Genomic DNA, 24390 nt, shown 5'->3' with positions numbered 1-24390 from the left:
TTTCTTCCGCTTGTTACCTCCCAGTAATCCGATGTCACGCAGTCCCTCTCTCCCCGAGCGACCCCGGCTGGAACTCGACCCCGACATGACTCCGTCGGAACGGCTGGGGGCGCTGCAGGACCACTTCGAACAGCTCGTACAGGTGAACCGCGAACTCGAGGACCAACTCGACTCCGCACGCGAGCGCCGCGAGGCGCTCACCGAAGAGGTCGACGGGCTCGAGCGCGAGAACGAGACGCTCAAGGCCTCCTCGCTGTACGTCGCCACCGCCGAAGAGATCCTCGACGACGGCGTCGTCGTCAAACAGCACGGCAACAACCAGGAAGTGCTGACCGAACTCCCGAACACGCTCCGCGAGGGGCTCGAAGCCGGCGACCGCGTCGCCATCAACGACTCCTTCTCTATCCAGTCCCAGCTCGAGAGCGAGACCGACGCACGCGCCCAGGCCATGGAGGTCGACGAGTCGCCGACGGTCACCTACGACGACATCGGCGGCCTCGAGGAACAGATCAACGAGGTCCGCGAGGCCGTCGAGGAACCGCTCATCAACGCCGAACAGTTCGACACGGTCGGCATCGAGCCCCCCAGCGGCGTCCTCCTCCACGGCCCGCCCGGCACCGGCAAGACCATGCTCGCCCGCGCCGTCGCCAACGAGACCGACGCCACCTTCATCAAGATGGCCGGCTCCGAGCTCGTCCGCAAGTTCATCGGCGAGGGCTCCCGCCTCGTCCGCGACCTGTTCGAACTCGCCAGCGAGCGCGAACCCGCTATCATCTTCATCGACGAGATCGACGCCGTCGCCGCCAAACGCACCGAGTCCAAGACCTCCGGCGACGCCGAGGTCCAGCGCACGATGATGCAACTGCTCTCCGAGATGGACGGCTTCGAGGACCGCGGCGAGATCCGCATCATCGCCGCCACCAACCGCTTCGACATGCTCGACCGCGCCATCCTCCGCCCCGGCCGCTTCGACCGCCTCATCGAAGTCCCCGAACCCGATGTCGAGGGCCGCAAACGCATCCTCGAGATCCACACCGAAGACATGAGCCTCGCCGACGAGGTCGACTTCGAGCACCTCGCCGAGGTGACCGACGGCTTCTCCGGCGCCGAACTCGCCTCGCTGGCCACCGAAGCCGGGATGTTCGCCATCCGCGACGGCCGCACCGACGTCCGCACAGAGGACTTCGAGGACGCCCTCGAGAAGGTCGAAGCCGGCGACGACAGCGCCGGCCAGCCGGTCGCGTTCTACTAGACCACCTTTTTCCCGGCGGGGTTTCCTCGCTCACTCCGTTCGCTGCGGGAACCCCGCCGACAAAAACGTGGGCGAAAAAGGCCGCTCGCGCTCCGCGCGAGCGGTGAACCGGCTCGTTCGCTCCGCTCACTCGCCGGACGTTCGCCGCTCCCGCCCCGCTACCGCACAGCCACCGCCCCCGCTACCGCCCCGCCACTGCCCGGCTACTGCATTACTCGAATCGTCCCCGATCACATCTACCCTCATTTACTAGTAGTTGTTTAAGGACTAGGACTAAATGCGATACGTTCGACCAGATATACTGTATAACGGTGACCGAACCTATGTTCTCGGACGACATCGACGACAGTACCGGCACGGGGCGCGAGTCCGAACCCGGCTTCATCACGGATCGCGAGGACCTGGACGTGGTACGCGAGGAAGCGGTCGCGTTCGTCAAGGACACAGTGACGAAAGCAGGCGCGCGGGGGGTCGTGATCGGGATGAGCGGGGGCGTCGACTCGACGCTGACGGCGAACCTGGCCGTCCAGGCGCTGGGGAGCGACCGCGTTCTGGGACTTGGACTGCCGGCTCACACCGACAACGAGAACGCACAGGAAGCGCGGACGATAGCCGAGGGGCTGGGGATCGAGTTCCGTGAGGTCGACCTCCTGCCGCTGGTCGACGTGTTCGAGGACCACGCGGCGGCCGCGGTGGCGCCGTCTGGGGGCCGCCGCGCAGTCGGCAACGTCACCGCTCGCCTGCGGATGTGCGCGCTGTACTACGCGGCGAACGCGCGCTCGTATCTGGTCTGCGGGACCGCAAACCGCTCGGAGCTCCTGCTGGGCTACTTCACGAAGTACGGCGACGGCGGCGCGGACCTGTTCCCGCTCGGCGACCTGTACAAGACGGAGGTCCAGTCGCTCGCCCAGCGGGTCGGCGTCCCGCGCCGGATAATCGCCAAGGAACCGACCGCGGACCTGTGGGCCGGCCAGACCGACGCCGAGGACATCGGTGCCCGCTACTCCGAGATCGACCCCGTCCTCCGCAGGGTCGTCGATAGGAGCCAGCGCGTCGAGGACGTGCTCGAAGCCCTCGACGTGAGCCCGGAGACCGCCGAGACCGTCGCGCAGATGTACGTCGACTCGCTCCACAAGCGGGCCGTCCCGCCGACGCCGGGCGTCGGCGGCCGCGGGAAGGGCGGCGAGTCCTACCCGCTCCACCTCGCCGCGATGGCGAACGGACTGTGAGTCACGACTCGCAGTCGACCTCGTTCGCGTCGACACGCTCAACGGACAGCAACGGCGAGCGAGCGAGGAGTTCGCGAGATCGCTCGGCGCTCCCCGGAATCGCTGTCTGGTCCATGTGGGGTGGCGTCTCCGGCGTGTAGTCCCGCTGTTCGGTCCCGGTCCCGGCCGCGAGCGCGAAATCCTCGTACGCGACCGCCACGTCCCAGCCGATGCAGGCCCAGCGCTCGGCTTTGCGAGTTGGGTCGTGGCGGGGGAACCGCTCCAGCACGACGACGCGAAACCGCGTGCCGTCGGCGGCCTCGTACTCTCCGACGATACCCGTCTCGGCACCGAGCATGCGCGCGCTCATCTCGCGCGTCTCCATCAGTGACCATCCCTTGCCCGATTCCGGGAGCACGTCCTCGGCATCGCGATCCGGCGTCGGCGAGGGCGATTCCGTCGAGGCTGGCGTCTGTTCCGGCGTCTCCGACGGGGTCCGTGACTGGGTGGGGGCCGACGACGGCGCACTGTCGGCGTCCGAGTCGTTCGAATCTCCCGTCTGACAGCCGGTCAGCGCGAGCGCACTCGCTGTACCGACCGCCCGGAGGACCGAGCGGCGTGTCGGCGTCACGAGAGGAACGGGCGGGGCCGCCGGTAAATACTTTCTCGCCGACAGACCGGATCGCGAGGGCGGTTCGACCGGAAACGAAACCCCTTAGCGCGAGAGTCGACGATGCGGTGGTATGAGCACTATCCGGGTCGCGTGGGGCTCGGCCACCGGCCCGACGGCGATGTCCTCGTTCGACGCGGCGCTGGCCGAAGCGGGCGTCCACAACTACAACCTCGTGGCGCTCTCGTCGGTCGTCCCCGCCGAGGCCAGCGTCGAGCGCGTCGGGACGGCACCCGACCTCGGCCCCGCGGGCGACGCCCTCTACGCCGTCGTCGGGCGCGAGACGCTCCTCCCGGGCGTCGACGGCGATGCCTGCGCCGGACTGGGGTGGATCCGCAGCGAGTCCGGTCGCGGCCTGTTTTACGAAGCGAGCGGCACCGACCCCGACGCCGTCGAGCGCGCGGTCAGGGCCGGCCTCCAGCGCGGGACGGAACTGCGAGAGTGGACGTTCTCGGCCGACCCCGAGGTCGTCGTCGAGTCCGTCCCCGCCCACGACGCCGACCACGCGACGGCCGTCGTCGTCGCGGCCTACGGCGATAGCGAGTCGCTACTCGACTGATCGCGAAGTAATCACGATCGATCGTGTGAGAAGTCTCCGCTTACGCCACTCCCAGACGTTAAGACCCTCGGACGCATACGGGCGGAGAAGAGCTTCATGTACGGAAACGCGCCGTTCGGAGACGAGAGCCTGGACCCCGAGACGCTGACCGACGACCAGCGCCGCCGTCTCGAACGGGACCTCTCGCAAGTCGCCCAGCACACCCGAGAACTGCTCCCCGAAGAGTTCGTCGTCGGATCGGACCTGACCGCCGGGTCCGACGGCCCCGAGGCCACCGTCGCCGTCCGCCCTCCGGTTGGCCCCGTGGTCTCAGCCGGCTACACGCCGGAGGAGGCCGACGCCACCATCACCGAAGACGAACAGACCGACCTCGCGCAGGGACTGGCCGCCAGCGCCGCCCTCCAGGTCAAGCAGGCCCTCTCCGGTAGCACCAGTCAAACCGCGCGGTAAACTCGCCACTCCCCACTCGCCGTCGTTTTCGATTCGGGAGTTTCCGAACTCAGTCGTCGCCGACGCCAGCCGGCGGATTGTAGAACAGCGCGTAGCCGATGGTCCCGCTGGCCGGCACGCTCCCGACGGCCAGCGCCGTCCCCCACGACCAGGAGAGCAGCGCCCCCACGAGTGTCGCAGCGAGCAGAATCGCCGGGATCAGCGCCAGTATCGCGTCGTGGATCGAAACCACACCGCGAGCCTCGCTCGTCGCTGGTCGAAGCACGTGTCAACGGTGGAGCGCGACGTAATTAAATGTTATTAGACGCCGTGTCTCCGTTGGGAAAGAAAGAATAAAATACGCATTGTACATAAGTTAACTATGGCAACGCGTAAAACGATTTCAATCCGCGACGACCAAGAGGAGTGGATTCAGGACAATCACCTGAGTCTTTCCTCGTTCGTCCAAGAGAAATTAGATGAACTTATCGAGGAACGAGAGTCATAGATGCACTACAACTACAAGTATCGACTCGACCCACCGGAAGCTCTGACTGAGACGCTTCTGCACCACGTCGATACTTGTAGGCAACTCTATAATCATGTCCTCCACAAACTCACCGAAGCAGACGAGATTCCTGCCCGCTACAAGATACAGGGGACACTTCCCGACCTGAAAGAATGGTGGGGCGAGCTTAACGACGTTCACTCGAAAGTGTTGCAGATGGTCGTCAAGCGCGTCTACGACAATCTCTCCACACTCAAAGCTCAGAAAGAGAGCGGACGTGCCGTGGGGATGCTCAAGTGGAAACCTCCCCGGGAGTATCGGTCGTTCACATACAACCAGTCCGGCTTCAAACTCAAGAATACGAGTGGTCGGCCTACGTTGTGGTTGAGCAAAATCGGTGAGATTCCGATTCACCTCCACCGAGACATTCCCGAGAACGCGACTATCAAACAGGTCACGGTCAAGCAAGAACCCACGGGCGAGTGGTTCGCCACGTTTGGTGTCAACGTGGACGGAGAGACACCCGAGAAACCGGAGAATCCAGAGCGAGTCGTCGGGATCGACGTTGGGATCCTGAAGTATACACACGATACGGACGGAACCGCTGTCGAGTCACTAGACTTCTCTGACGAGCGCGAAAGGTTGGAACGCGCCCAACGCGAACTCTCTCGGAAGGAACACGGCTCAAACAATTGGGAACAACAGCGCAAGGCGGTTGCCCAGCGTCACGCCGACCTGAAACGGAAGCGCCGAGACTTCCTCCACAAGTTATCAAACTACTACGCCGAGGAATATGACCTTGTGGCCGTCGAAAATTTGGACGCGAAGGGGCTGATCGAACTCCCCGGCAACTCTCGGAACCGAGCCGGAGCCTCGTGGGGAACGTTCCTCCGAATGCTTGAATACAAGTGTGAACGCGAAGGAACGCACTTCGCTGCTGTAAACCCCCGAGGAACGACCAGAGAATGTGCGTCGTGCGGAACGGAGACGGACAAATCGCTGTGGGTGCGTGAGCATTCGTGTCCGACGTGTGGGTTCGAGATAGATAGAGACGCGAACGCAGCGTGGAACGTCCTTTCTCGCGGTCTTGAACAAGTAGGAGTGGGACACTCCGAATTACCGCCTGTGGAGACTGCGCTCCCTGTGGACACCACTGTGCCCGCAAAGCGCGTCGTAGAAACAGGAAGCCCACACCGCTAAGCAAATCGGAAAGGGCAGTTCACATATTATTACTGCTCGTTTCAATCAGCTGAATAGATATCACTTCCCCCAGAAGGGGTCTCGACTGCGGCGTTTCTCGAGGTAGAGGTTGAGCGTCTCGATCTCGTCGGCGGGGATGTCGCCGGTGAGTTCCTGTTCGAGGATCTTCGCGTGTTTCTCGGGGATCTCGGTCCAGAGTTCGTCGCCCTCCTCGATCTGGCGGCCGACGGTCGGGCCGTCGATGGAGACGGCGACGCGCTCGCCGGTGCGGGCCTCGTCGACGTCCTCGCCCTCGTCCTGGATGGACTTCATCATGCCGACCCGCTCGGGTTCGTTGTTCTCGAACTTCGCGACGTTGGAGTTGCGCCGGAGCGACCCGCCCAGCACTTCGACCCCGACGACCGCGGGGTCGGACTGGCGGAACGTGTGGTCGGCGAGGATCTGGAAGCGCGCGGGCCGGGTGATGTTGTCGAGCACCTGGTCCTGCTGGGCGCGCTCGCGCTCCTCGACGAACTCCTCGTACCCCTCGACGAGCCGGTAGATGACGTCGTGCTCGAAGATGCGAACGCCCTCCTGCTCGGCGAGGTCCTTCGCGTCCTCGAGCACGTCGACCCCGAACCCGAGGATCGTGCGGTGTTTCTCCTCGTTGGCGGTCTCGGCGACGCGGACGTCCCGCGGCGCGATGTCCCCGACCTCGGCGCGGACGACCGGGATCTCCTCCTCTTCGAGCGTGGAGGCGATCGCTTCGAGACTGCCGAGCGTGTCGGCCTTGACGACGACGCCCTCCTCGCCGGTCTCGACGGCGATGTCGGCGAGTTCGGACTGGACCTCCTCGACGACCTCGTCCACGTCGCGGTCGCCGACGGCGCGGATGGGCGCGCCGGCCATCGCGTCGTCGAGGTCCGGCGCGGCGATCTTGATGCCGTCCGCGGCCGCCACGGAGTCGACCTGTTCGAACTCGCCCTCGGTGCGGATCTCTTCGAGCGGGCGCGGCTGGAGCAGGGCGCGGACCTCGGTGACGATCGGACCCTCCACCCCGCCGACGACGATCTGGTCGTCCGAGCGGAGCGTGCCGTCGTAGACGATGGCGTCGACCGTCTTGCCGAAGCCCTGCGTGTCCGTGACTTCGAGGACGGTACCGGCGGCCGGACCGCCCACGTCGACGGCCATCTCCTCTTTCATGTATCGCTGGGAGAGGCCCATCATGACGGTGAGCAGGTCGGGGATGCCTTCGCCGGTCTCGGCGGAGACGGGGACGACCCCGATGTTGTTCTGGAAGTTCTGGACGCGCCAGTACATGTCCGCGGAGAAGCCGTTGTCCGAGAGGTCGCCGATGAGCTCGTAGAGGTTCTCGTTGAGGTCGCGCTCGACGCGGTCGGTCTGGGCGTCGATGGTCTGCTTCGCCGGCATGTCGGGGTTCGGATTCCAGCCGGGGACGGTGTCGATCTTGTTCGCGGCGACGATAAACGGCGTCTGGGTCCGCTGGAGGATGTCCACGGCTTCGAGCGTCTGGGGCTGGAAGCCGTCGTTGACGTCGACGACGAGGATCGCGATGTCGGCGAGCGCGCCACCACGGGAGCGGAGCGTCGAGAAGGAGTGGTGGCCCGGCGTGTCGATGAAGAGGAGGCCCGGCAGGTCGAAGTCGTCGGGGTCGACGAGTTCGCCGGCGATCTCGGAGATGACCGAGAGCGGGACGGCCGTCGCGCCGATGTGCTGGGTGATCGCGCCGGACTCGCCCTCGGTGACCGCGGAACCGCGGATCTCGTCGAGCAGGCTCGTCTTGCCGTGGTCAACGTGACCGAGTACGGCGACTATCGGCGTCCGGAGGGTCGACCCGGACGTGTCGTCAGTGTCTGTGGGTTGTGAGTCTGCCATCCTATCACCACAAAAGTTCGGTTATCTTGGATCAACCCTGCGCGCCGGATAAGTGCATCCATCTGAGCGCGCGCATTCATCTGAGTGCGTGGGCGAACTCCGGGGGCGTCCGGTCTGTCGCACCGACGGCGTCCCGAGACCGGTCGGTGCCTACTCGGTGACGGTGAACGACCCGAACATGCCCGCGCTCTCGTGGGGGTTGCAGTAGTACTCGTACTCGCCGGCGACCTCGAACGTGTGGGAGAACTCGTACCCCTCCTCGTAGAGGTCGCCGTCGTCGCCCGGCGTCCCCGAGAACTCCGACCCGCGGGGGATGGCCGACGGGCGGACGTTGTGCCCGTTGCTGTGCCAGACCCAGACGACGGTGTCGCCGGTGCTGATCTCGAACACCTGGGGTTCGAAGGTGAGTGCGCCGTCGGCGACGGCCACGACCTGGGCGGCCTGTCGCGGCGTCGCCGTGGGCGTCGGTGACGGCGTGGGCTCGGGTGTCGGCGACGGCGTCGGCGTCTCGCCCGTGCCCGAGGGCGCCGTCGGCGAGGCCGTCGGCGTCGCCCCGGGATCGGTCGTCTCGGCCGGCACCGTCGTCGAAGTGGCGGTCGGCGTCGGGGTTTCCCCGTCGCCCCCGCCGTCGTCCCCCGGCGCGGCGGTGTCCTCCCCGTCGTCCTGTCCACAGCCGGCGGCGGCGGCCGCGAGGCCAACGCCGCTCAGTCGCAGAAAGCGTCGGCGATCCATGGCTCCGCTTCGGTTCGTGACCGGATAAATCCCCGGAGATCGGCCGTCGCACGCATCGTCACGCGGCCGTCAGACGCCCCGTGGCGTTTATGGGGCCTCACTCGGTAGTCGAGAGCATGGCCGAGATACTCGCCGAGAACCTCTCCGGCAAGGCCGTCACCGGAACCGACGGCGCCGAGATGGGGATGCTGTACAACATCACGATGGACCTGGAGACGGGCCGCCTCCAGAATCTGATCATCGATCCCAACGAACACCTGAACAACACGCAGTTCGACGTCGACGAGCAGGGCCACCTCCTGGTCCCCGTCGACCGCGTGCAGGCAGTGAAAGACCACATGATCGTCCAGCGTTAAATGTACGTTCTCGACGCGTCCGCTTTTATCAACGAGTATCACACGACCGAACAGCAGGCGACGGTCCCCATGGTCCGGGAGGAGCTCGAAGACGAGAGCGCCTACCGCTACGACGCCATGGAGGGGTCGGGCATGCACATCCACATCCCCGACGAGGAGACCGTCGAGCGCATCGAGCGCGCCGCACGCGAGACGGGTGACCTCGAGACGCTCTCGGAGACCGACATCCGTCTGATCGCCGCCACCTTCGAACTCGACGGCCGCCTCGTCACCGACGACTACGCCATGCAGAACGTCGCCGAGAAGCTCGAAGTCGCGGTCGAACTCATCGCTCGCGAGGGGATCAGCGAACAGCGCGACTGGCAGTTCCAGTGCGCCGGCTGTGGCCGCGAGTTCGACGAGAACCACGACCGCTGTCCGGTCTGTGGGAGCGACCTCACGCGCAAGAACCCGTCGAGCGCCTGATCGCGGTCGCTCGACCGCAGCGCTCACCCCGGACCCCGGCCGGGCCAGCCGCTCGCGCTCCCCGAACCCCACCCGCTACGGTGCGTGTTCTTCCAGGTGTTCGAGCCCGGTCTCGACGAGCTGGCGGAGCACTTCCTCCTCCGTGAGGTCGTACTGCCGAGCGATCGCCTGAATCTCCCGGGCGCGGTCGTCGTCACAGACGACCGTGTAGCGGGTCGGCATATCTCGCAGATTTCCCGCCGGTCCGCTTAATAACCCGTCAGACAGTCGTCGCACGGGGATCTGACCGGACGGGCGCGAGTGAACGCGAGTGAACGAGAGTCGGTCGGTCAGGCGCCCAGGAGCCCGGTCGCGTTCAGGTACTGCGAGACGAAACTGAACGAGTTCCAGAACCCGTGGACGAGGATCGGGACCGCGAGGTTGTCGGTCAGTTCGTACAGCGTCCCGAGAATGACGCCGAGGACTGCGATGAGAGCGAGTTTGGGGACGATACTCCCGTCGGATCCCATCAGGGCGAGGTAGTGGGGCGCGCCGAAGAGGACGCTCGCGAGCAGGATCGCGGGGACGACGCCGTACGCTCGACGGAACAGGCCCTGAACGAGCCCGCGGAAGAGCAACTCCTCGGCGGGCGCGACGAACAGGAACGTGACCGGGATGAGATAGAGGAACCGGACGGGGTCCTGCTGGCCCTGCGTGATGACCTGGTTGGTGGCCGTGTCGACCCCGATAGTTTCGAGGAACGTCGAGAGGGCGGCCGCGACGACGAACAGCGCGACGAACCCGACGACGACCAGCCCCGCGTCGCGGAGTGACGGCACGTCGACGGAGAACAGCTCGTCGCCGTCGCGGAATCGCAGATAGAGGCCGATGACGACGAAGAAGCCGACGAACTGCATCGCGGTCAGCGTGGCGTAGGGCAGCGGCGGGAGCGTCGCCGTCTCCGTCACGTCGTACCCCGCCGACTGGAGGACCGACCCGGCGCTCAGGTAGACGAGCGTTCCGGCGACGAACGCGGCGACGACGAGCAGAACGGAGTGTAACAGGCTCTCGACGCGGGTCTCCATATCGGCGACGCGGTAGTACTCCGATGCCATCTGAGTGGCGTCCGCTTGGCGTCCCACGGGTTTGACTGCACCGGTCTCCAGAGAGCGGGTGAGACTCGCGCGATCCCCGACCAGAGCGCGAGAGCGGTACTCGGCGGCGAGAACGGTACTCGACGGCGAGGGCGTTACTCGACGACCAGTTCCGTCTTCTCGCGGACGGCGTCCGCCTCCTCGAACTGGCCCCCACCGAGCAGCCCGCGAGCGGCGTTCTTCCCCCACTCGACGGCCGGTTGCGTGAACGTCTCGACCCCGTATAGTTCGCCGGCGAGGATGCAGGCGACCTCCATATCGAAGAGCAGGCGGCCGACGCTCTCGGCGTCCAGCCGGTCGATCTCGACCCGGACCGAGGGCCGTTCCGCGGCGGCGAGGCTCGCCTCGGTCGCCTCGAACTCCGCGTCGAGGAGGGTGCCCAGATCCTGCCCACCCAGGTATTCGAGGTCGGCCACGTCGGTCTCGGGGATCTGGCAGTCCGGGCGCTCTCGGGGGCGGACGACGGTGACGAGTTTGTCCCGCGGGCCGGCCCGATACAGCTGAAGCTGGGAGTGCTGGTCGGTCGCGCCGAGCGCGCGGGCGGGCGTCTGCCCGCCGCCGTCCTTGCCGAGGCTCTCGGCCCAGAGCTGTGCGAACCACTCCGCGAACGACTCCAGGCCCTCCGCGTAGGGCATCATCGCGTTCACGCTCGCGCCGCGCATGTCCAGCGCGTACGCGACCGCACCGTAGGCGTAGGCGGGACAATCGTAGAGCGAGCCGGTGAGTGCGTCGGCGCCCGCCTGCCCGCCGGCGAGGAGCGCGTCGAGGTCGACGCCCATGATCGCCGCGGGGACGAGGCCGACCGTCGAGAGGGCGGAGAAGCGGCCGGGGACGCCGTCGGGCACGTCGAGCGCCGGGAGGCCTTCCGACTCGGCGAGGTCGCGGAGCGGCCCCGACTCGCCGGTGGTGACGACGGTCCGGTCGGTCCAGTCGATACCCTCGGAATCCATCGCCTCGCGGACGACGAGAAAGTTCGCCAGCGTCTCGGCCGTCGTCCCGGAGCGCGAGACGACGTGGACGACCGTCTCGCCCAGCGGGAGGTCGTCGAGGAGTCGGTTCACGTGCGCCGGGTCGACGTTGTCCAGCGCGTAGTGGTCGACCGGGGAGTCGGCTGCGAGGGCCTCCGTGATCGTGACTGCGCCGAGCGCGCTGCCGCCGATGCCGACGGTGAGGACGGCTTCGGGGTCGAACCCCTCGACGGCGGCCTCGATCTTGGCGGCGTCGACGCGTTCGGGGAGGTTCAACGAGGCGTAGCCGAAGTCGTCGTCTGCCATACCGCGGGCGATCCGGTCGTGGGCGTCGGCGACGCGCTCGTCGAGGTCGTCGAGGTCGGCCCGGTCGATGCCGGGGTCGGCCTCGCTCGCCAGCGCGTTCCCGATGTCTACTCTCATGTTCGGTCGCTCGAACGGACGGGGCATATGCCTGTCTACACGCACGAACCGGTCGAGGGAGACCCGGGGTGAGCGTCGAACGGGTGGTTTATTCCCGACCGAGCCGAATCTCCGGCAGATGAGCGACGCCACGGACGGGGAGGCCGCAACGCTGACGGCGGCGTCGGGCGACGAGTCGGACGACGCCTACGGCGGCATCGTGACCGCCTTCCCGTACGCGTTCAGGACGAGCGAGTCGCGAGTGTTTCGGAGCTACGTGGCCGTCAGCGGGCTGTGTACGAGCGTCGTCGTCCTGCTGTTCGCGTTCGCGGTCGTAGTGCTGCTGGGCGGGTCGGCCAGCGCCCCTGGCGGGTCGTTCACCTTCTCGCGAGCCTTCTTCGTCTTCCTGATGCTGCTGGTCATCGCGCCGCTGGTCGCGCCCGTGTTGCTCGTCGCGCGCCGACACCGGCGGACGGGTTCCGACGTGCGATACGACCGCGCCCTCGCGCTCTCGGGGTACGGCTTCCTCGCGGCGCTGTACGTCATGCTCGTGATCAGCGTCCCGGCCCAGCAGCAGAGCCCGCCGACGGGGGTGTTCGGCCCCGTCGTCGCGGTGTTGTACGACCTCCCGGCAGTGGCCGGGCTCGTCCCGCCGCTGGTCGTCGTCGGAGTGATGGTACTCGCTCACCGGCGACTTCGAGAGGACGCACCCGCCGGCACCGCCGCGGCCGGGTGACGGCCCAAAAGCAGGGTATTACGAGCCGACGCGGACCGTCGCGTCCCGGACGGTCACGCCGCCGGCCGGGTCGAAGACGGCCCGGACCGGGATCCGGTCGTCGGGCGCGAGCGTGGCGTTCTCCAGGTCCTCGAACGCGGTCTGGCGTCGGTCGAGTTCGTAGACGGTCTCCACGGTCCGCGCCTCGCCGTCGGCGAGCGTGAAGCGAACGCTGATCTCGGGGATAGAGACGTTCCCCGTCGCGTCGGTCGACCGCAACGTCCCTGACACCACGACCTGCGACCTGTACTCGGTCGTACTGCCGGAGGTCCAGACGTGCGTGTCCTCGACTGCGTAGGCGTCGGTGCTGTCGACGGTCACGCTGTCGGGGGGCGTGACGGCCGCGCCACAGCCCGCCAGCAGCGTGGCGAGCAGGACGGCGACGACGGCGTACCGCGGGCTCCCGTGCATCGTTCGATTGCCGGTGGTAGGTCGCGTCCGTCCTAAGCGGTTGTGGTCGGGCGGTCGCGGCGTCGACCGGCCAGCGAGGGCGGTTCGTCCGGGACCGCGGCATCCAAATGGGTCGGCGGGCTACCGTCAGGTATGAAAGACGGGACGTTCGTCGTCACCGAGGCCGACGCGGAGTCGGCGGTACTGCGCGACGTGAGCGACAGTCAGATCCACACGCTGGCTTCGAACCCGGACCTGACCGTCGGCGACGCCATCGAGGCGACGCTCGCGCCCGAACCGCCGATGGACGTCGTCTGGACCGTCGAGGAACTGCGCCGCCAGTTCACCGTCTCCGTCGGGGAGAGTTCGGAACCGCCGACCCAGCAGGCGGTCGAGTTGGCCGCCGACCAGCCCGTCGGCGAGGTGACCACCCGCGAGCGCGCCGGTACCGGCGAGGTACACGTCCTGACCGTCCCCGAGGAGTCGACCGAGAGCGCCGTCACCGACGTGCGCGACGACCAGGCGACCGTCGAGCGCGCCGCCCGCCTCGGCGTCGAACGCGTCGAGATCCGGTCGAGCCCCGGCGTCGTCAGCGTGCGATACCTGCCCTGAATCACGTTCTCGGCCCAATCAGCGTCTTTTCGTTCACAGCGGACGCCACCAGCAGACGGGCAAACATTCAAACAACAGTCGAACAAACAGACAGACGTGCCGATCGACATCGAGCGGTTCGAACGCGAGGGGGAGTTCGGGAGCGAGGAGACCCACGCGACCCGTGTCCTCCGGTTTCTCGCTGCGAACGACGACAAGGCGTTTCGGCGGGGCGAGATCGCGGCGGAGACCGGCATCGACGCCGACACCGTGAGTTCGGTGTTACACCGGCTGGAGACGCGCGACCTCGTCCGCCACAAGCGACCGTACTGGGCGGTCGGCGATCCGCAGCGACTCCGAGAAGCGAGTGGAACGAGCGAATCGCTGGCCGCACTCAACGATCGGCTCGGGACCGAGGACATGGACGAGTGGCGCGACGCGGCGGAACGGAGCGGCGACGGAGAATGACGCTCGAACGCGGCGACGTGGTCGCGGTGAGCGACCCGTTCGACGACAACGAGACTCGACCGTTCGTGGTCGTCAACACCGACGATCACCCCTTTCACGGCGAGCAGTACGTCGCGCTGACGCTCACCACCCGCACCTGGTTCGACGGGACGCTCCCGCTCACCGACGACGATTTCGTCGAGGGAGGTGTCCCGGAGGACAGTTTTGTCGTCCCGTGGGCGTCGTGTCGCCCGGAGAGAGCGACGTCGGCGAACGGTTCGGCCGGATCCAGTCGTCCACCGTCGACGACGCCGTCGAGACGCTGACTTCGTATCTCCGTTGACGGGCTACTCCGTCGGCCCGCCCGCGCTCTGGACCCGCCACCCGCCCTCGATCCCGCAGGCCTCGCGGACCGTGTACTCGATCTCGGTCGACTCGTCGACCCGGTCGCCCCCCTCGACCGACTCGATTTTCAGTGGGACGTCGAGCGTGTCGCCACAGCACCCGACGCCGGTGAACTCCTCTCTCACCACCCCCGCCTCGACCCGGCCCAGCGTCTTCGTCAGGTAGGCGCGAAACGGCGACCCGTCGAGGATGTCGCGCCCCCACGTGCTGAGGTCTTCGGGGTAGGAGACGACGACCCTCTCGGCGGTGTCCCCGGTGTCGTCCGTCGGTTGCTGGTTCTGTGCATTCATCGATCGCAGTTGGGGCGTGACGCGGAAATGGATTCCGTCGGAGGTGGTTCGAGAACGGAAAACGGACGAAGAGAGCCGAACGCGCGTCTCAGATCAGCGCTTCGAACTCGTCGAGGAACGAGTCGTACGTGTCGATGGCGGCCTCGATAGGGTCCGAGGACGTCATGTCGACGCCGGCGGTCTCCAGGAGTTCGAGGGGGTACTCGCGGGAGCCGCTGGCGAGGAACTCGCGGTAGCGTTCGGCGGCGGGTTCGCCCTCCTCCAGAATGTTCTGGGCGAGCGCGACGGCGGCCGAGATGCCCGTCGAGTACTGGTAGACGTAGAACGCGCGGTAGAAGTGCGGGATGCGCATCCACTCGCGAGCGATGCGGTCGTCCACGTCGGCGTCGGCGTAGTACTCCCGCTTGAGGTCGCCGTACACCTGGTCGAGGCGGTCGGCGGTGAGCGCCTCCCCGTCCTCCTCGAGTTTGTGGGTCTCGTGTTCGAACTCCGCGAACATCGTCTGGCGGAACAGCGTCGAGCGGAACCGTTCGAGGTACTGGTTGAGGACGTGCCGGCGGAGCGTCTCGTCCTCGACGACGTCGAGGAGGTGGTGCGTGAGGAGGGTCTCGTTGACGGTGGAGGCGACTTCGGCGACGAATATCTCGTAGGAGCTGTACACGTACGGCTGGTGTTCGCTGGTGTACTCGGAGTGCAGCGAGTGGCCGAGCTCGTGGGCGAGCGTGTACATCGACGCCACGTCGTCCTGATAGTTCATCAGGATGAACGGCTGGGAGTCGTAGGTCCCGCTGGAGTAGGCGCCCGACTGCTTGTTCTCGGTCTCGTACACGTCGACCCACCGGGCGTCGAGGCCGTCGTCGAGCCAGCCCTGGTACTCCTCGCCGAGCGGTTCGACCGCGCCGGTCACCCACTCGCGGGCCTGGTCGTACTCCACGTCGGGGCTCTCGCCCTCGACCATCGGGACGTACAGGTCCCACATCTTCAGTTCGTCCGCGCCGATGGAGCGGCGCTTCAGGTCGGCGTGGCGCTGGAGCACGTCGAGGTTGTCGTCGACGGTGTCGACGAGCGTGTCGTACACCTCGACGGGGACGTTCGGGCCGTCGAGCGCCATCTCGCGAGCGGTGTCGTAGTCGCGCGCTCGCGCCAGTTTCACGTCGGTCTTGACGCTGTTCTTGTAGGCGGCGGCGATCGAATTGCGGTAGTCCGCCCACTCGTCGTAGAACGTCTCGTACACGTCCCGGCGGAACTCGCGGTCGGGGTCCTCCTGGAGCGTAGTGAAGTTGTTGAGGGTGATCCGCTGGGGCTCCCCGTCGGGGTCCTCGACGGTCGGGAACTCCACATCGGCGTTGACGAGCATGTTGTACACCTCGCCGGTCGAGCCCAGGACCTCGCCCAGATCGGCGAGCAGGTTCTCGACTTCCGCCGAGCGCGTGTGCGGTTTCATCCGCAACACGTCGTCGAAGTAGTGCTCGTACACTTCGAGGTCGGGGTTCTCTTCGACGTACGCCTCGACGGTCTCGCGGTCGAGGCTCTGGATCTCCGGTTCGAGGAAGCTCGCCGCGCTGGAGGCCTCGGAACGGAGTGACTGAGCGCGCGAGGAGAGGGCCTGGTAGTGGCTATCGGCGGTGTCCTCGTCGCGACGCAGTCGGGCGTAGGTGCCGACGTTCGCCACCTCGCGCATGACGGACTCGTAGGTCTCCAGCGTCTCCTGGAGCGTCTCGGGGTCCTCCGTCGACCGCCCTTCGAAGGCCCGGAGGTCGTCGAGACGCTCCGAGACGGAGTCGAACGCCGCTTCCCACTCCTCGTCGTCCGCGTAGAGAGATTCGAGGTCCCACTTGTACACCTCGTCGATGTCGCCGCGTTCGGGTACGGAACTCATGGCTACGCGTTCGCAACCGACCGCCGTAAGCCTTTCATCGTGCCGTTGACAGCCGACAGCGACTCCCTCGGCCCGACTCGGCGCCGAGTCGGCGCCGACCACTCCGGCCCACGCTTTTGTCGCCTGCGCCGCGAGGGGTGATATGGACGACAGCCGCGAGTTCGTACGCTCCGACGCGGCCGCCGCGGCGCTGGGTCGGGCCTGGCTAGCCGACGACGGCTGGGACCTCCTCACTCGACTGACGGAACTGGACGACCGACTCGGCGGACACCCCGGGGACCGCCGCGCGGCCGAACTGGTCGCCGACGCCTTCGCCGACGCGGGCGTCCGAAACGTCCGCGAAGAGCCGTTCGAGTTGAACCGGTGGACGCGCGGGCGGACGGAACTCGCCGTCACGGTGCCCGAACGGAGCGTCGAGCGCTCGTTCGAAGCCGTCGCGTTGCCGTACTCGCCGGCCTACGAGGGGGACGCGCCGCTGGTGGACGTGGGCTACGGGACGCCCGCCGAACTCGACGCGGCCGACGTGGCGGGAGCAGTCGCCGTCACGAGGACTGCGACCCCGCCGGACTTCGGTCGGCCGTACCACCGCGCGGAGAAGGTCGGCCACGCCGCGGCGGCGGGCGCCGAGGCGTTCGTCTTCACGAACCACGTGCCCGGACAGCTCCCGCCCACGGGCTCGCTCCGGTTCGACGCCGAGGCGGCCATCCCCGGCGTGGGCGTCAGCGCGGAGACGGGCGACTGGCTCCGCGAGTACGCGAGCGAAGGCGCTCGCGCCCGCCTCCGCGTGGACGCCGACACTGAACCCGGCACGAGTCGGAACGTCGTCGGTGCGCTGGGTCCGGGCCCCGAGGACGCGGGAGACGGAGACACAGCGGACGGCGACGTGGTCGTCGTCGCGCACTTCGACGCCCACGACGTCGGCGAGGGAGCGCTCGACAACGGCTGTGGCATCGCGACGGTAGCCGGAATGGCCCGGATCCTCGCCGAGATGGACCTCGACCGTCGGGTTCTGGTCGCCGGCGTGAGCTGCGAGGAACTGGGACTGATCGGGAGTGAGGCGCTCGCCGCGAGCCGCCCGCTGGAGGACGTCCACGCGGTCGTCAACGTGGACGGCGCGGGTCGCTATCGCGACCTGAACGCGCTCGTCCACGGTTCCGAGGCCGTCGCCGACCTCGCGACCGGCGTCGCCGACGCGGTCGGGCATCCGGTGTCCGTCCAGGAGCGGCCCCACCCCTACAGCGACCACTGGCCGTTCCTGCGCGAGGGAATTCCCGCGTTACAGCTCCACAGCAAGAGCCCCGACGCGGAGGGGACGTGGGACCGCGGGTGGACCCACACCCGCGCCGACACCCGGGACAAGGCCGACCGACGGAACCTGCGGGCGCACGCGATGCTCGCCGCGCTGTTCGTCCGGGCGGTCGCGGCGACGGACCTGCCGCGCCTCGATCCCGACGACCTCAGGCGACGACTCGAGGAGTACGGCGCCGACGAGGGGATGCGCGCGGCCGGCATCTGGCCCGGCGAGTAGGGCCGACCCATTCGCGTCGGAAGCGGGTGGAACGTTCCGGTGCCCCAACACGCATGGTGGCACCGCGAGCACGACGCGTATGGAAAACCCGACCGTCGCCTTCCCGGAACCGCGCGAGGTCGTGATCGAGGACCGTGGGCGGCCGACTCCCGGAGCGGACGAGGCGCTGATCGAGACCGACACCTCGCTCGTCAGCGCCGGGACCGAGCTGACGGTCCTCTCGGGCGACTACCCCGAGGGGTCGGTATGGGACGACTACGGCACCTATCCGTTCGGCCCCGGCTACACGAACGTGGGGACCGTCGTCGAAGCGGGCCCGGAGATGGTTCTCGATCCCGGCACGCGCGTCGCGACGTGGAATCCCCACGCGAAGTACGTCACCGCCGGCGCCGACGAGTACGTCCCCGTCCCAGAGGACGTCACCGACCAGCAGGCCAGCCTGTTCGCCATCGCCCAGATCGTCATGAACGGCGTCCGCCGCGGGCGCGTCGAGTGGGGCGAGACCGTGGCCGTTTACGGCCTCGGGATCCTCGGGCAACTCGCCGTCCGGTTCGCGCGGATCGCGGGCGCCGAGACGGTCGTCGGCGTCGACCTCGCGGCGGAGCGCGTCGAGTACCTCCCCGACGAGTCGGGCGTCGTCGGGATCGATCCGACGGCGAGCGACCCCGTAGTCGCCATCGACGACCTCACGAACAGCCACATGGCCGACGCCGTCTTCGAGGTGACCGGCAACCCCGACGCGATCCCCGACGAGTTCGACGTGCTCAGGGATCAGGGTCGGCTCGTCCTCCTGTCCAGTCCGCACGGCGAAACGTCGCTCGACTTCCACGACTACGTCAACGCGCCGAGCACCGAGATCATCGGCGCTCACCAGTTGAGCCACCCGACGACCGCGACCCCGCAGACGCCCTGGACGAAGGCCCGTCACGCAGACCTCTACTTCGAGTACCTCCGACAGGGTCGCCTCGCCGTCGACGACCTGTTCTCGCACGTCCGACCCGCCGAGGAAGCACCGGACCTCTACGAGTCGCTGCTCGACGATCGGACCGACGCGATGGCCGTACGTCTGGAGTGGTGATCGGCCGACGGTCGGCCGTGATTATTCCGCCCGCGCCTCGAAGATCAGCGTCGACGGCAGTTTCGCCAGCAACTCCGGTTTCTCCTCGCCCCACGGCCCCTCCTCCCAGTCGTCCGGGTCGTCGGAGCCCGGTTCGCGAATGCGCTCGACGCGAAAGCCCGCCGCGACGAGGTCGTTGTGGACGCCGCTCACCGTGTGCCGATAGGTCACCATGTCGGTGTCGAGGTCGTCGTACGTCGTGACCTGCCGGCCGGTGTCGAAGTAGCTCTCCTCGACCCTGTGGGTCTCCGGGTCGGCCAGGTCGTAGACCGGGTGGGGAATCGCGAAGACGAACCGCCCGCCCGACCGCAGGACGCGACGGGTCTCGCGGAAGCAGGCCGCGAGGTCGTCGACCCACTGGAAGACGTAGGCGTTGAACGCCACGTCGAAGCTGTCGTCGGGGAACATCCCCAGATCGGTCACGTCGCCCTGCGCGAACTCCACGTCGACGTCGTGTTCGGCCGCCAGTTCGCGCGCGAACGATAGCTGTTCCTCGGAGATATCGATGCCCGTCACGTTCGCGCCGCGCTGGGCGAGCGCAACCGAGCACTGGCCGCCGCCACAGCCCAGTTCGAGCACGTCCTTGCCCGCCACGTCGAGCAGGAGCGTCAAGTCGTCGTCGCTCGTCGTCCCCGTCCAATTGACCCCCACGTCCAGGTCGATCTCGTCCTGGAACCACCCGGCCGTCAGCTCCCACCACTCCTTCACTTCCTCGGTCATGTCTCACCTGTTTCGACCGTCAGAGATAGGTCTTGGGTGCGTTTGGAAGGGTGTGCCACGAGGTTTCGAAGCAGTGACTCAGATAGATGGCGCGCGCTGTCGTGCGTGCCCGAGTCCACGAGGGCCGCACGACGGAGCCGTGCGAGGGATGAGGAGCGCAGGGAGCGCAGCGACTGAGCACCGCAGTCGGTTGGGGAGGCGTGAGGCTCGGGGTAGCGGTGCGGTTCCTGGTGGACTGAAAGGGCGAGGCCCGGTCGCGTTCAGTGTAGTCGTCTGAGCGGGCACTATCCGCGCGAGTGCGGTGCAGTGCGGCTGTCCGAGCGCGGATATCTCGCTCAGCGACCGCGAGCGGGCCGAGGGCTTTCGTCGCTTGCTGTCGTTTGCGGTCGACTCTACTGCTAGCGAGCGGGTCGAGGGCTTTCGTCGCTTACTGAAATTGGCGGTCGACTCTACTGCTAGCGAGCGGGCCGAGGGCTTTCATCGCTTGCCGTCGGTTACTGTAGAAACTACTCCAGCGAGCCCCGAATCGAGCCGGCAACTCGGGAGACAGTCCGAAACTCCGCGTGCCGCGAACCGAACACCTCGCGAGCGGTCGCCGCCGCGTCCTCGTCGACGTCGAACTCGACATCAGGATACTCGACATCCCAGAGCACGAGCGGATAGGGCGGCGCCGGTGCCACGCCCTCGGGACCGTCCAGCGGCGCCGAATCGAGCACCCGATCGATCTTCGCCATCTCGGACTCCCCACGCCCGATTTCGACAGCGAGACCGACCACCCGCCGAACCAGCTGCCGGGCGAAGCCGCCGGCCTCCAACCCCAGAACCAGAAAGTCGCCGTCGCGTTCCACCGTGGCGCGCAAGTCTCGAACCGTCCCCTCGTCGTCGGGCGTCAGGTTGTGGAAGTCGTGTTCGCCGGAGAGATGAGTGAACGCGTCTTCGACCGACTGCTGGTTCAGGCCGTCCTCCACGCCAGCAGGCGCGTACAGGTAGTACACGTACTCCCGGGACTCGGCGTCGTGCGTCGCGTGAAAATCCGGGTCTACGTCGGCGCTGGCCCACGCGCGGACCGACGCCGGGAGTTCGCTGTTGAACGCCCGCGCCGAGAGCCAGTCGGGCGCCTCGAACGCGACGGTCTGGGCCCGGGCCGAAACGCCAGCGTCCGTCCGGCCCGCGGCGGCGTAGCCGTCGGGCTTCCTCTCCTCGCCGTCCAGCGCACCCAGATCCCGGAGCGAATCGAACATCGCGTCTTCGACGGTGGGCACGTCAGGCTGGCGCTGGAAGCCGTGGAACGGCCGGCCGTCGTAGGCGACCCGGTAGGCGCGCATCCGCTCAGGCGAACTCGTCGTAGGTCGGCCGATCCGACTCGCCGGGGAACTCGTCGACGGGGACGTTCGTCTGCTCGCCGCTCTTCATGTCCTTGATCGTCACCTCGTCGTTCTCCAGGTCGCGCTCGCCGACGATAACCACCGTCTCGGCGTCGATGGAGTCGGCGTAGTTCATTTGGCCGCCGAAGGAACGGCCGCTCACGTCCGTCTCGACGACGTGACCGCGCTCGCGGAGCTCTCGCGAGATGCGCGAGGCAACCGACCGAACGTCGCCGACCTGGAGGACGTAGTAGTCGGTCGAGATACCCTCGCCGGGCCAGGCGTCGTGGACCTGCAAGAGAAGGGGAAGCGTCGAGTTCATCACGCCGATACCGACGCCGACGGCGGGCGTGGACTGGCCGCCGAACTCCTCGATGAGGTGGTCGTAGCGGCCGCCGCCGAAGATGGACCGGGAGACCTCGCCCGAGGCGTCGAAGCACTCGAAGACCACGCCGGTGTAGTAGTCCAGCCCCCGGGCGGTGGTCAGGCTCACGTCGCAGTACTGACGGACGCCGAAGTCCTCGGCGGCGGCGAGGACGTTCTCCAGATTCTCGACCGCCGCGGCCAGTTCCTCGCTGTCGGCGAAGTCGGTCAGCGCCGAGAGGTCGTCGTCGCCGGCGACGAGCAGATCGTCGAACTCGCGGGCCTGGTCGTACGAGAGCCCGGCGTCTGAGAGCAGGCCCAGGTACTCCTCGTCCTCGACCTTGGCGCGCTTGTCGACGGCGCGGATGGCCGCGGTGGTGTCCACGTCCGCGTCGAACGAGCGCAGGAGTTCCCCGAGAATGTCGCGGTGCGAGACGCGGAACTCGAACTCCGAGCCGTCGAGGCCGAGGTTCGTGAGCGAGTCCGCGGCGAAGGCGAGCACCTCGGCGTCGGCGTCCGGTTCCGACGACCCGAAGATGTCGGCGTTGGTCTGGTAGAGCTCGCGGTAGCGGCCCTGCTGGACCTGCTCGTAGCGCCAGAACGGCCGCGTCGAGAACCACTTGATCGGCTTCGACAGCGCCTGCTGCTTGGCGACGACCATCCGCGCGACGGTCGGCGTCAGCTCGGGCGTCAGCGTGACGTGCCGGCCGCCCCTGTCCTCGAAGTCGTACAGTTCGTCGACGATGTCCTCGCCGCTCTTGTCCGTCCACATCTCGGCCGGTTCCAGCGCCGGCGTCGACGTCTCGCGGAAGCCGTACGCCCGGGCCGTGTCCTCGATGGTGTCGATGACCTCCCGGAGCGGGGCCATCTCGTCGGGGTAGAAGTCAGTGAATCCCTTGAGTCCCTCGTACATACCACGACGTTCGGGCAGGGGTCGCTTCAAACCCATCTTTTTCGCCGGGGGGTCGCGCACCGCGCGACCCCCCGGCCAAAAACATGGGTGAAAAAGGCGCGGCCTCACTCCGTTCGGCCGCGTGAACCGCGCCTCGCTCCGCTCGGCGCGGATGCTCAGTACAGCCGGCGGCGTGAACGATCGCGATGGCGCGCGCTAACGAGCGTGCCGAGCGATAGCGAGGCCGCGAGGCGAAGCCGTGCGAGGGATGAGTATCGCAGCGAAGCGAGAAGCGCAATCGGCTGGGGAGGTGTGTGGTGCAGTGCTGGTGCCGTCTTCCTGGTGGACTGAAAGGGCGAGGCGGCTCGCGTTTATTTAGTCGCCTGCGTGGGCCACTATCCGAGGGAGCGCCAGCGACCGAGAATATCCCGCGCAGCGACCGCGAGCGCGAGGCGACCGAAGGGAGCGCCTCGACACGCGAACGGGGAACGGAGTGACCCGTGAGCGAGCGCGCCGAGGGCTTTCATCGCCTGCTATCACCTGCGGTCGTTCATGTCCAGGTTCCTTCCGCACCAACCCAACCAGAAACGACCGTCAACAAGCACGCTCGCCAGAACACCGTCCACCAGCGACGGTGAGCGTTTATTGTCTCCCCGGTCGACGTACGGAGTATCCGTGATGAACGACCAGACAGCGCGTGCTCGCGGAGTACTCGACGAGGCGTTCGGCGACTCGGAGGAACCGGTCGCGGTCGTCTCGGCGCCCGGCCGGGTCAACCTGATCGGCGGCCACACCGACTACAACGAGGGGTTCGTCCTCCCGGCAGGGATCGACCGCCGGACCGTCGTCGCGGCCCGTCCGCGCGACGACCGGACGGTCCGCGTCCGCTCGTCGAATTTCGACCAGACCACCTCCTTCGACCTCGCGGACGTCAGTCCCTCCGAAGACGCCCCGTGGAGCGACTACGTGGGAGGGGTCGCCGAGCGACTCCTCGACCGGGGCCACGACGTCGGCGGGACGGAACTCGCCGTCGTCGGCGACGTACCCATGGGCGCCGGACTCTCCTCGTCGGCGGCGTTCGAAGTCGCCGTCGGCGCGGCACTGGCCGCGGTCCACGACCTCTCGCTCGACGACGAGGAACTCGTGACCGCCTGCTGGGAAGCCGAGACGGAATTCGTCGGGTTGAGCTGCGGCATCATGGACCAGTACGCCGCGGTCCACGCCGAACGCGAGAGCGCCCTGTTCCTCGACTGCCGGGACGAGACGCACGAGGACGTCCCGCTCCCCTCCGAGGACGTGACCGTCGTCGCGACGAACACGAACGTCCAGCGCGAACTCGTCGACTCCGCCTACAACGACCGCGTGGCGACCTGCCAGGAGGGAGTCGACTTTTTCGACGACGCGCTCGACGAACCGGTCGAGTCGCTCCGGGACGTCTCGGTCGAAGCGTTCGAGGCCCACGCGTCGGAACTGCCGGAGACAGTGCGAAAGCGCGTCCGCCACGTCGTCACCGAGAACGAGCGCGTTCGCGAGGCCGCGGCCGCGCTACGCGAGGGCAGACTCGACCGCGTCGGGACGCTCCTCGACGAGTCCCACGCGAGCCTCCGGGACGACTACGAGGTGAGCATCGACGAACTCGACGCCGTCGCCTCCATCGCCGACGACCTCGACGGCGTCTTCGGGTCGCGGATGACCGGCGCGGGGTTCGGCGGGTGCGTGGTCACGTTGGTCCGCCCGGACGTCGCCGAGGCGGTGACGGCCGCTATCGACGAGCGCTATCGCGACCGAACGGGTATCGAACCCGACGTCCACGTCTGCAACCCCGACGGCGGCGTCCGGCGACACGACCGATAGCGGCGGCCGGACGGGAAC

27 protein-coding genes are annotated in these 24390 nt (G+C 67.5%); 14 read left to right on the top strand and 13 right to left on the bottom strand.

Annotated features, from left to right (window positions below; genetic code table 11):
* Positions 1–31: 31 nt before the first annotated feature.
* Both pan2 and D1409_RS16450 read left to right on the top strand, forming a co-directional pair.
* On the top strand, positions 32–1252 hold the full coding sequence (gene pan2, locus D1409_RS16455) for a proteasome-activating nucleotidase Pan2 (RefSeq protein ID WP_123538079.1): 1221 nt from the start codon (positions 32–34) through the stop codon (positions 1250–1252).
* Positions 1253–1575: 323 nt separating this feature from the next.
* Positions 1576–2481, top strand: coding sequence for an NAD+ synthase (locus tag D1409_RS16450; RefSeq protein ID WP_123538078.1), 906 nt, complete (start codon positions 1576–1578; stop codon positions 2479–2481).
* A gap of 1 nt (position 2482) precedes the next feature.
* Here the strand turns inward: D1409_RS16450 and D1409_RS16445 are convergent, their stop codons facing one another.
* A complete protein-coding gene (locus D1409_RS16445; RefSeq protein ID WP_123538077.1) occupies positions 2483–3091 on the bottom strand; it encodes a hypothetical protein in 609 nt (202 codons plus the stop codon).
* A 112-nt stretch (positions 3092–3203) separates the two neighbouring features.
* Between D1409_RS16445 and D1409_RS16440 the strand changes: the two genes are divergently transcribed.
* Together D1409_RS16440 and D1409_RS16435 are read left to right on the top strand one after the other, a co-directional pair.
* On the top strand, positions 3204–3689 hold the full coding sequence (locus D1409_RS16440) for a pyruvoyl-dependent arginine decarboxylase (RefSeq protein WP_123538076.1): 486 nt from the start codon (positions 3204–3206) through the stop codon (positions 3687–3689).
* A 96-nt stretch (positions 3690–3785) separates the two neighbouring features.
* The gene (locus tag D1409_RS16435) at positions 3786–4139 is read left to right on the top strand and encodes a DUF5811 family protein (protein WP_123538075.1); all 354 of its coding nucleotides are present in this window, start codon (positions 3786–3788) and stop codon (positions 4137–4139) included.
* 49 nt (positions 4140–4188) lie between these two features.
* Here D1409_RS16435 and D1409_RS16430 read toward each other — a convergent pair whose 3' ends face one another.
* Entirely contained in the window at positions 4189–4404 is a 216-nt protein-coding gene (locus tag D1409_RS16430) for a hypothetical protein (protein ID WP_123538074.1), read from the bottom strand.
* A gap of 222 nt (positions 4405–4626) precedes the next feature.
* On the opposite strand from D1409_RS16430, the gene D1409_RS16425 reads away from it, so the two are divergent.
* Positions 4627–5826 carry an RNA-guided endonuclease InsQ/TnpB family protein gene (locus D1409_RS16425; RefSeq protein ID WP_123538073.1) on the top strand — a complete coding sequence of 400 codons (1200 nt, stop codon included), beginning with the start codon at positions 4627–4629 and terminating at the stop codon, positions 5824–5826.
* A 60-nt stretch (positions 5827–5886) separates the two neighbouring features.
* On the opposite strand, the gene infB is transcribed toward D1409_RS16425, so the two are convergent.
* Positions 5887–7701, bottom strand: coding sequence for a translation initiation factor IF-2 (gene infB, locus D1409_RS16420; RefSeq protein ID WP_123538072.1), 1815 nt, complete (start codon positions 7699–7701; stop codon positions 5887–5889).
* Positions 7702–7851: 150 nt separating this feature from the next.
* Positions 7852–8433: a plastocyanin/azurin family copper-binding protein gene (locus D1409_RS16415; protein WP_123538071.1), complete on the bottom strand. Its 582-nt coding sequence runs from the start codon at positions 8431–8433 to the stop codon at positions 7852–7854.
* Positions 8434–8549: 116 nt separating this feature from the next.
* Here D1409_RS16415 and D1409_RS16410 point away from each other — a divergent pair, with 116 nt between their 5' ends.
* On the top strand, positions 8550–8789 hold the full coding sequence (locus tag D1409_RS16410; RefSeq protein ID WP_123538070.1) for a PRC-barrel domain-containing protein: 240 nt from the start codon (positions 8550–8552) through the stop codon (positions 8787–8789).
* Positions 8790–9254, top strand: coding sequence for an NOB1 family endonuclease (locus tag D1409_RS16405; RefSeq protein WP_123538069.1), 465 nt, complete (start codon positions 8790–8792; stop codon positions 9252–9254).
* Between the two features lie 75 nt (positions 9255–9329).
* Here D1409_RS16405 and D1409_RS16400 read toward each other — a convergent pair whose 3' ends face one another.
* From D1409_RS16400 to D1409_RS16390, 3 genes are all read right to left on the bottom strand, one after another.
* Entirely contained in the window at positions 9330–9476 is a 147-nt protein-coding gene (locus D1409_RS16400) for a CopG family transcriptional regulator (protein ID WP_123538068.1), read from the bottom strand.
* 107 nt (positions 9477–9583) lie between these two features.
* The gene (locus D1409_RS16395; protein ID WP_123538067.1) at positions 9584–10348 is read right to left on the bottom strand and encodes a CPBP family intramembrane glutamic endopeptidase; all 765 of its coding nucleotides are present in this window, start codon (positions 10346–10348) and stop codon (positions 9584–9586) included.
* A gap of 134 nt (positions 10349–10482) precedes the next feature.
* Positions 10483–11778, bottom strand: coding sequence for a glucose-6-phosphate isomerase (locus D1409_RS16390; protein ID WP_123538066.1), 1296 nt, complete (start codon positions 11776–11778; stop codon positions 10483–10485).
* Positions 11779–11896: 118 nt separating this feature from the next.
* Between D1409_RS16390 and D1409_RS16385 the strand changes: the two genes are divergently transcribed.
* Positions 11897–12493, top strand: coding sequence for a hypothetical protein (locus tag D1409_RS16385; protein ID WP_206425096.1), 597 nt, complete (start codon positions 11897–11899; stop codon positions 12491–12493).
* Positions 12494–12511: 18 nt separating this feature from the next.
* Here the strand turns inward: D1409_RS16385 and D1409_RS16380 are convergent, their stop codons facing one another.
* The gene (locus tag D1409_RS16380; RefSeq protein WP_123538065.1) at positions 12512–12943 is read right to left on the bottom strand and encodes a hypothetical protein; all 432 of its coding nucleotides are present in this window, start codon (positions 12941–12943) and stop codon (positions 12512–12514) included.
* Between the two features lie 132 nt (positions 12944–13075).
* Here D1409_RS16380 and D1409_RS16375 point away from each other — a divergent pair, with 132 nt between their 5' ends.
* The 3 genes from D1409_RS16375 to D1409_RS16365 all read left to right on the top strand — a co-directional run bounded on the left by D1409_RS16375 (position 13076) and on the right by D1409_RS16365 (position 14286).
* Entirely contained in the window at positions 13076–13534 is a 459-nt protein-coding gene (locus D1409_RS16375) for a DUF5812 family protein (protein WP_123538064.1), read from the top strand.
* 96 nt (positions 13535–13630) lie between these two features.
* Positions 13631–13981, top strand: coding sequence for a MarR family transcriptional regulator (locus D1409_RS16370; RefSeq protein WP_123538063.1), 351 nt, complete (start codon positions 13631–13633; stop codon positions 13979–13981).
* A complete protein-coding gene (locus D1409_RS16365) occupies positions 13978–14286 on the top strand; it encodes a hypothetical protein (protein ID WP_206425095.1) in 309 nt (102 codons plus the stop codon). The genes D1409_RS16370 and D1409_RS16365 overlap by 4 nt, the downstream gene beginning before the upstream one ends.
* A gap of 21 nt (positions 14287–14307) precedes the next feature.
* On the opposite strand, the gene D1409_RS16360 is transcribed toward D1409_RS16365, so the two are convergent.
* Together D1409_RS16360 and pepF are read right to left on the bottom strand one after the other, a co-directional pair.
* Positions 14308–14655, bottom strand: coding sequence for a hypothetical protein (locus D1409_RS16360; protein WP_123538062.1), 348 nt, complete (start codon positions 14653–14655; stop codon positions 14308–14310).
* Between the two features lie 88 nt (positions 14656–14743).
* Positions 14744–16534: an oligoendopeptidase F gene (gene pepF / locus D1409_RS16355; protein WP_123538061.1), complete on the bottom strand. Its 1791-nt coding sequence runs from the start codon at positions 16532–16534 to the stop codon at positions 14744–14746.
* Between the two features lie 142 nt (positions 16535–16676).
* Between pepF and D1409_RS16350 the strand changes: the two genes are divergently transcribed.
* On the top strand, positions 16677–18062 hold the full coding sequence (locus tag D1409_RS16350) for a M28 family metallopeptidase (protein ID WP_123538060.1): 1386 nt from the start codon (positions 16677–16679) through the stop codon (positions 18060–18062).
* Between the two features lie 79 nt (positions 18063–18141).
* Positions 18142–19140 carry a zinc-dependent alcohol dehydrogenase gene (locus tag D1409_RS16345; RefSeq protein ID WP_123538059.1) on the top strand — a complete coding sequence of 333 codons (999 nt, stop codon included), beginning with the start codon at positions 18142–18144 and terminating at the stop codon, positions 19138–19140.
* Positions 19141–19161: 21 nt separating this feature from the next.
* Here the strand turns inward: D1409_RS16345 and D1409_RS16340 are convergent, their stop codons facing one another.
* The 3 genes from D1409_RS16340 to hisS form a co-directional block, all read right to left on the bottom strand.
* Complete coding sequence (locus D1409_RS16340; protein ID WP_123538058.1) at positions 19162–19899, bottom strand: class I SAM-dependent methyltransferase; 738 nt, start codon at positions 19897–19899, stop codon at positions 19162–19164.
* A gap of 506 nt (positions 19900–20405) precedes the next feature.
* Positions 20406–21224 (bottom strand): tRNA pseudouridine(38-40) synthase TruA, encoded by an 819-nt coding sequence (gene truA, locus D1409_RS16335; RefSeq protein ID WP_123538057.1) that lies wholly within the window; start codon positions 21222–21224, stop codon positions 20406–20408.
* 4 nt (positions 21225–21228) lie between these two features.
* On the bottom strand, positions 21229–22539 hold the full coding sequence (gene hisS / locus D1409_RS16330; RefSeq protein ID WP_123538056.1) for a histidine--tRNA ligase: 1311 nt from the start codon (positions 22537–22539) through the stop codon (positions 21229–21231).
* Between the two features lie 657 nt (positions 22540–23196).
* Between hisS and galK the strand changes: the two genes are divergently transcribed.
* A complete protein-coding gene (gene galK / locus D1409_RS16325; protein ID WP_164471729.1) occupies positions 23197–24372 on the top strand; it encodes a galactokinase in 1176 nt (391 codons plus the stop codon).
* Positions 24373–24390 lie beyond the last annotated feature (18 nt).

It is taken from the genome of Halosimplex salinum (genome assembly GCF_003730195.1).
In the GTDB taxonomy this organism is placed as follows: domain Archaea; phylum Halobacteriota; class Halobacteria; order Halobacteriales; family Haloarculaceae; genus Halosimplex; species Halosimplex salinum.
This window is presented reverse-complemented; position numbering and strand designations above follow the sequence as displayed.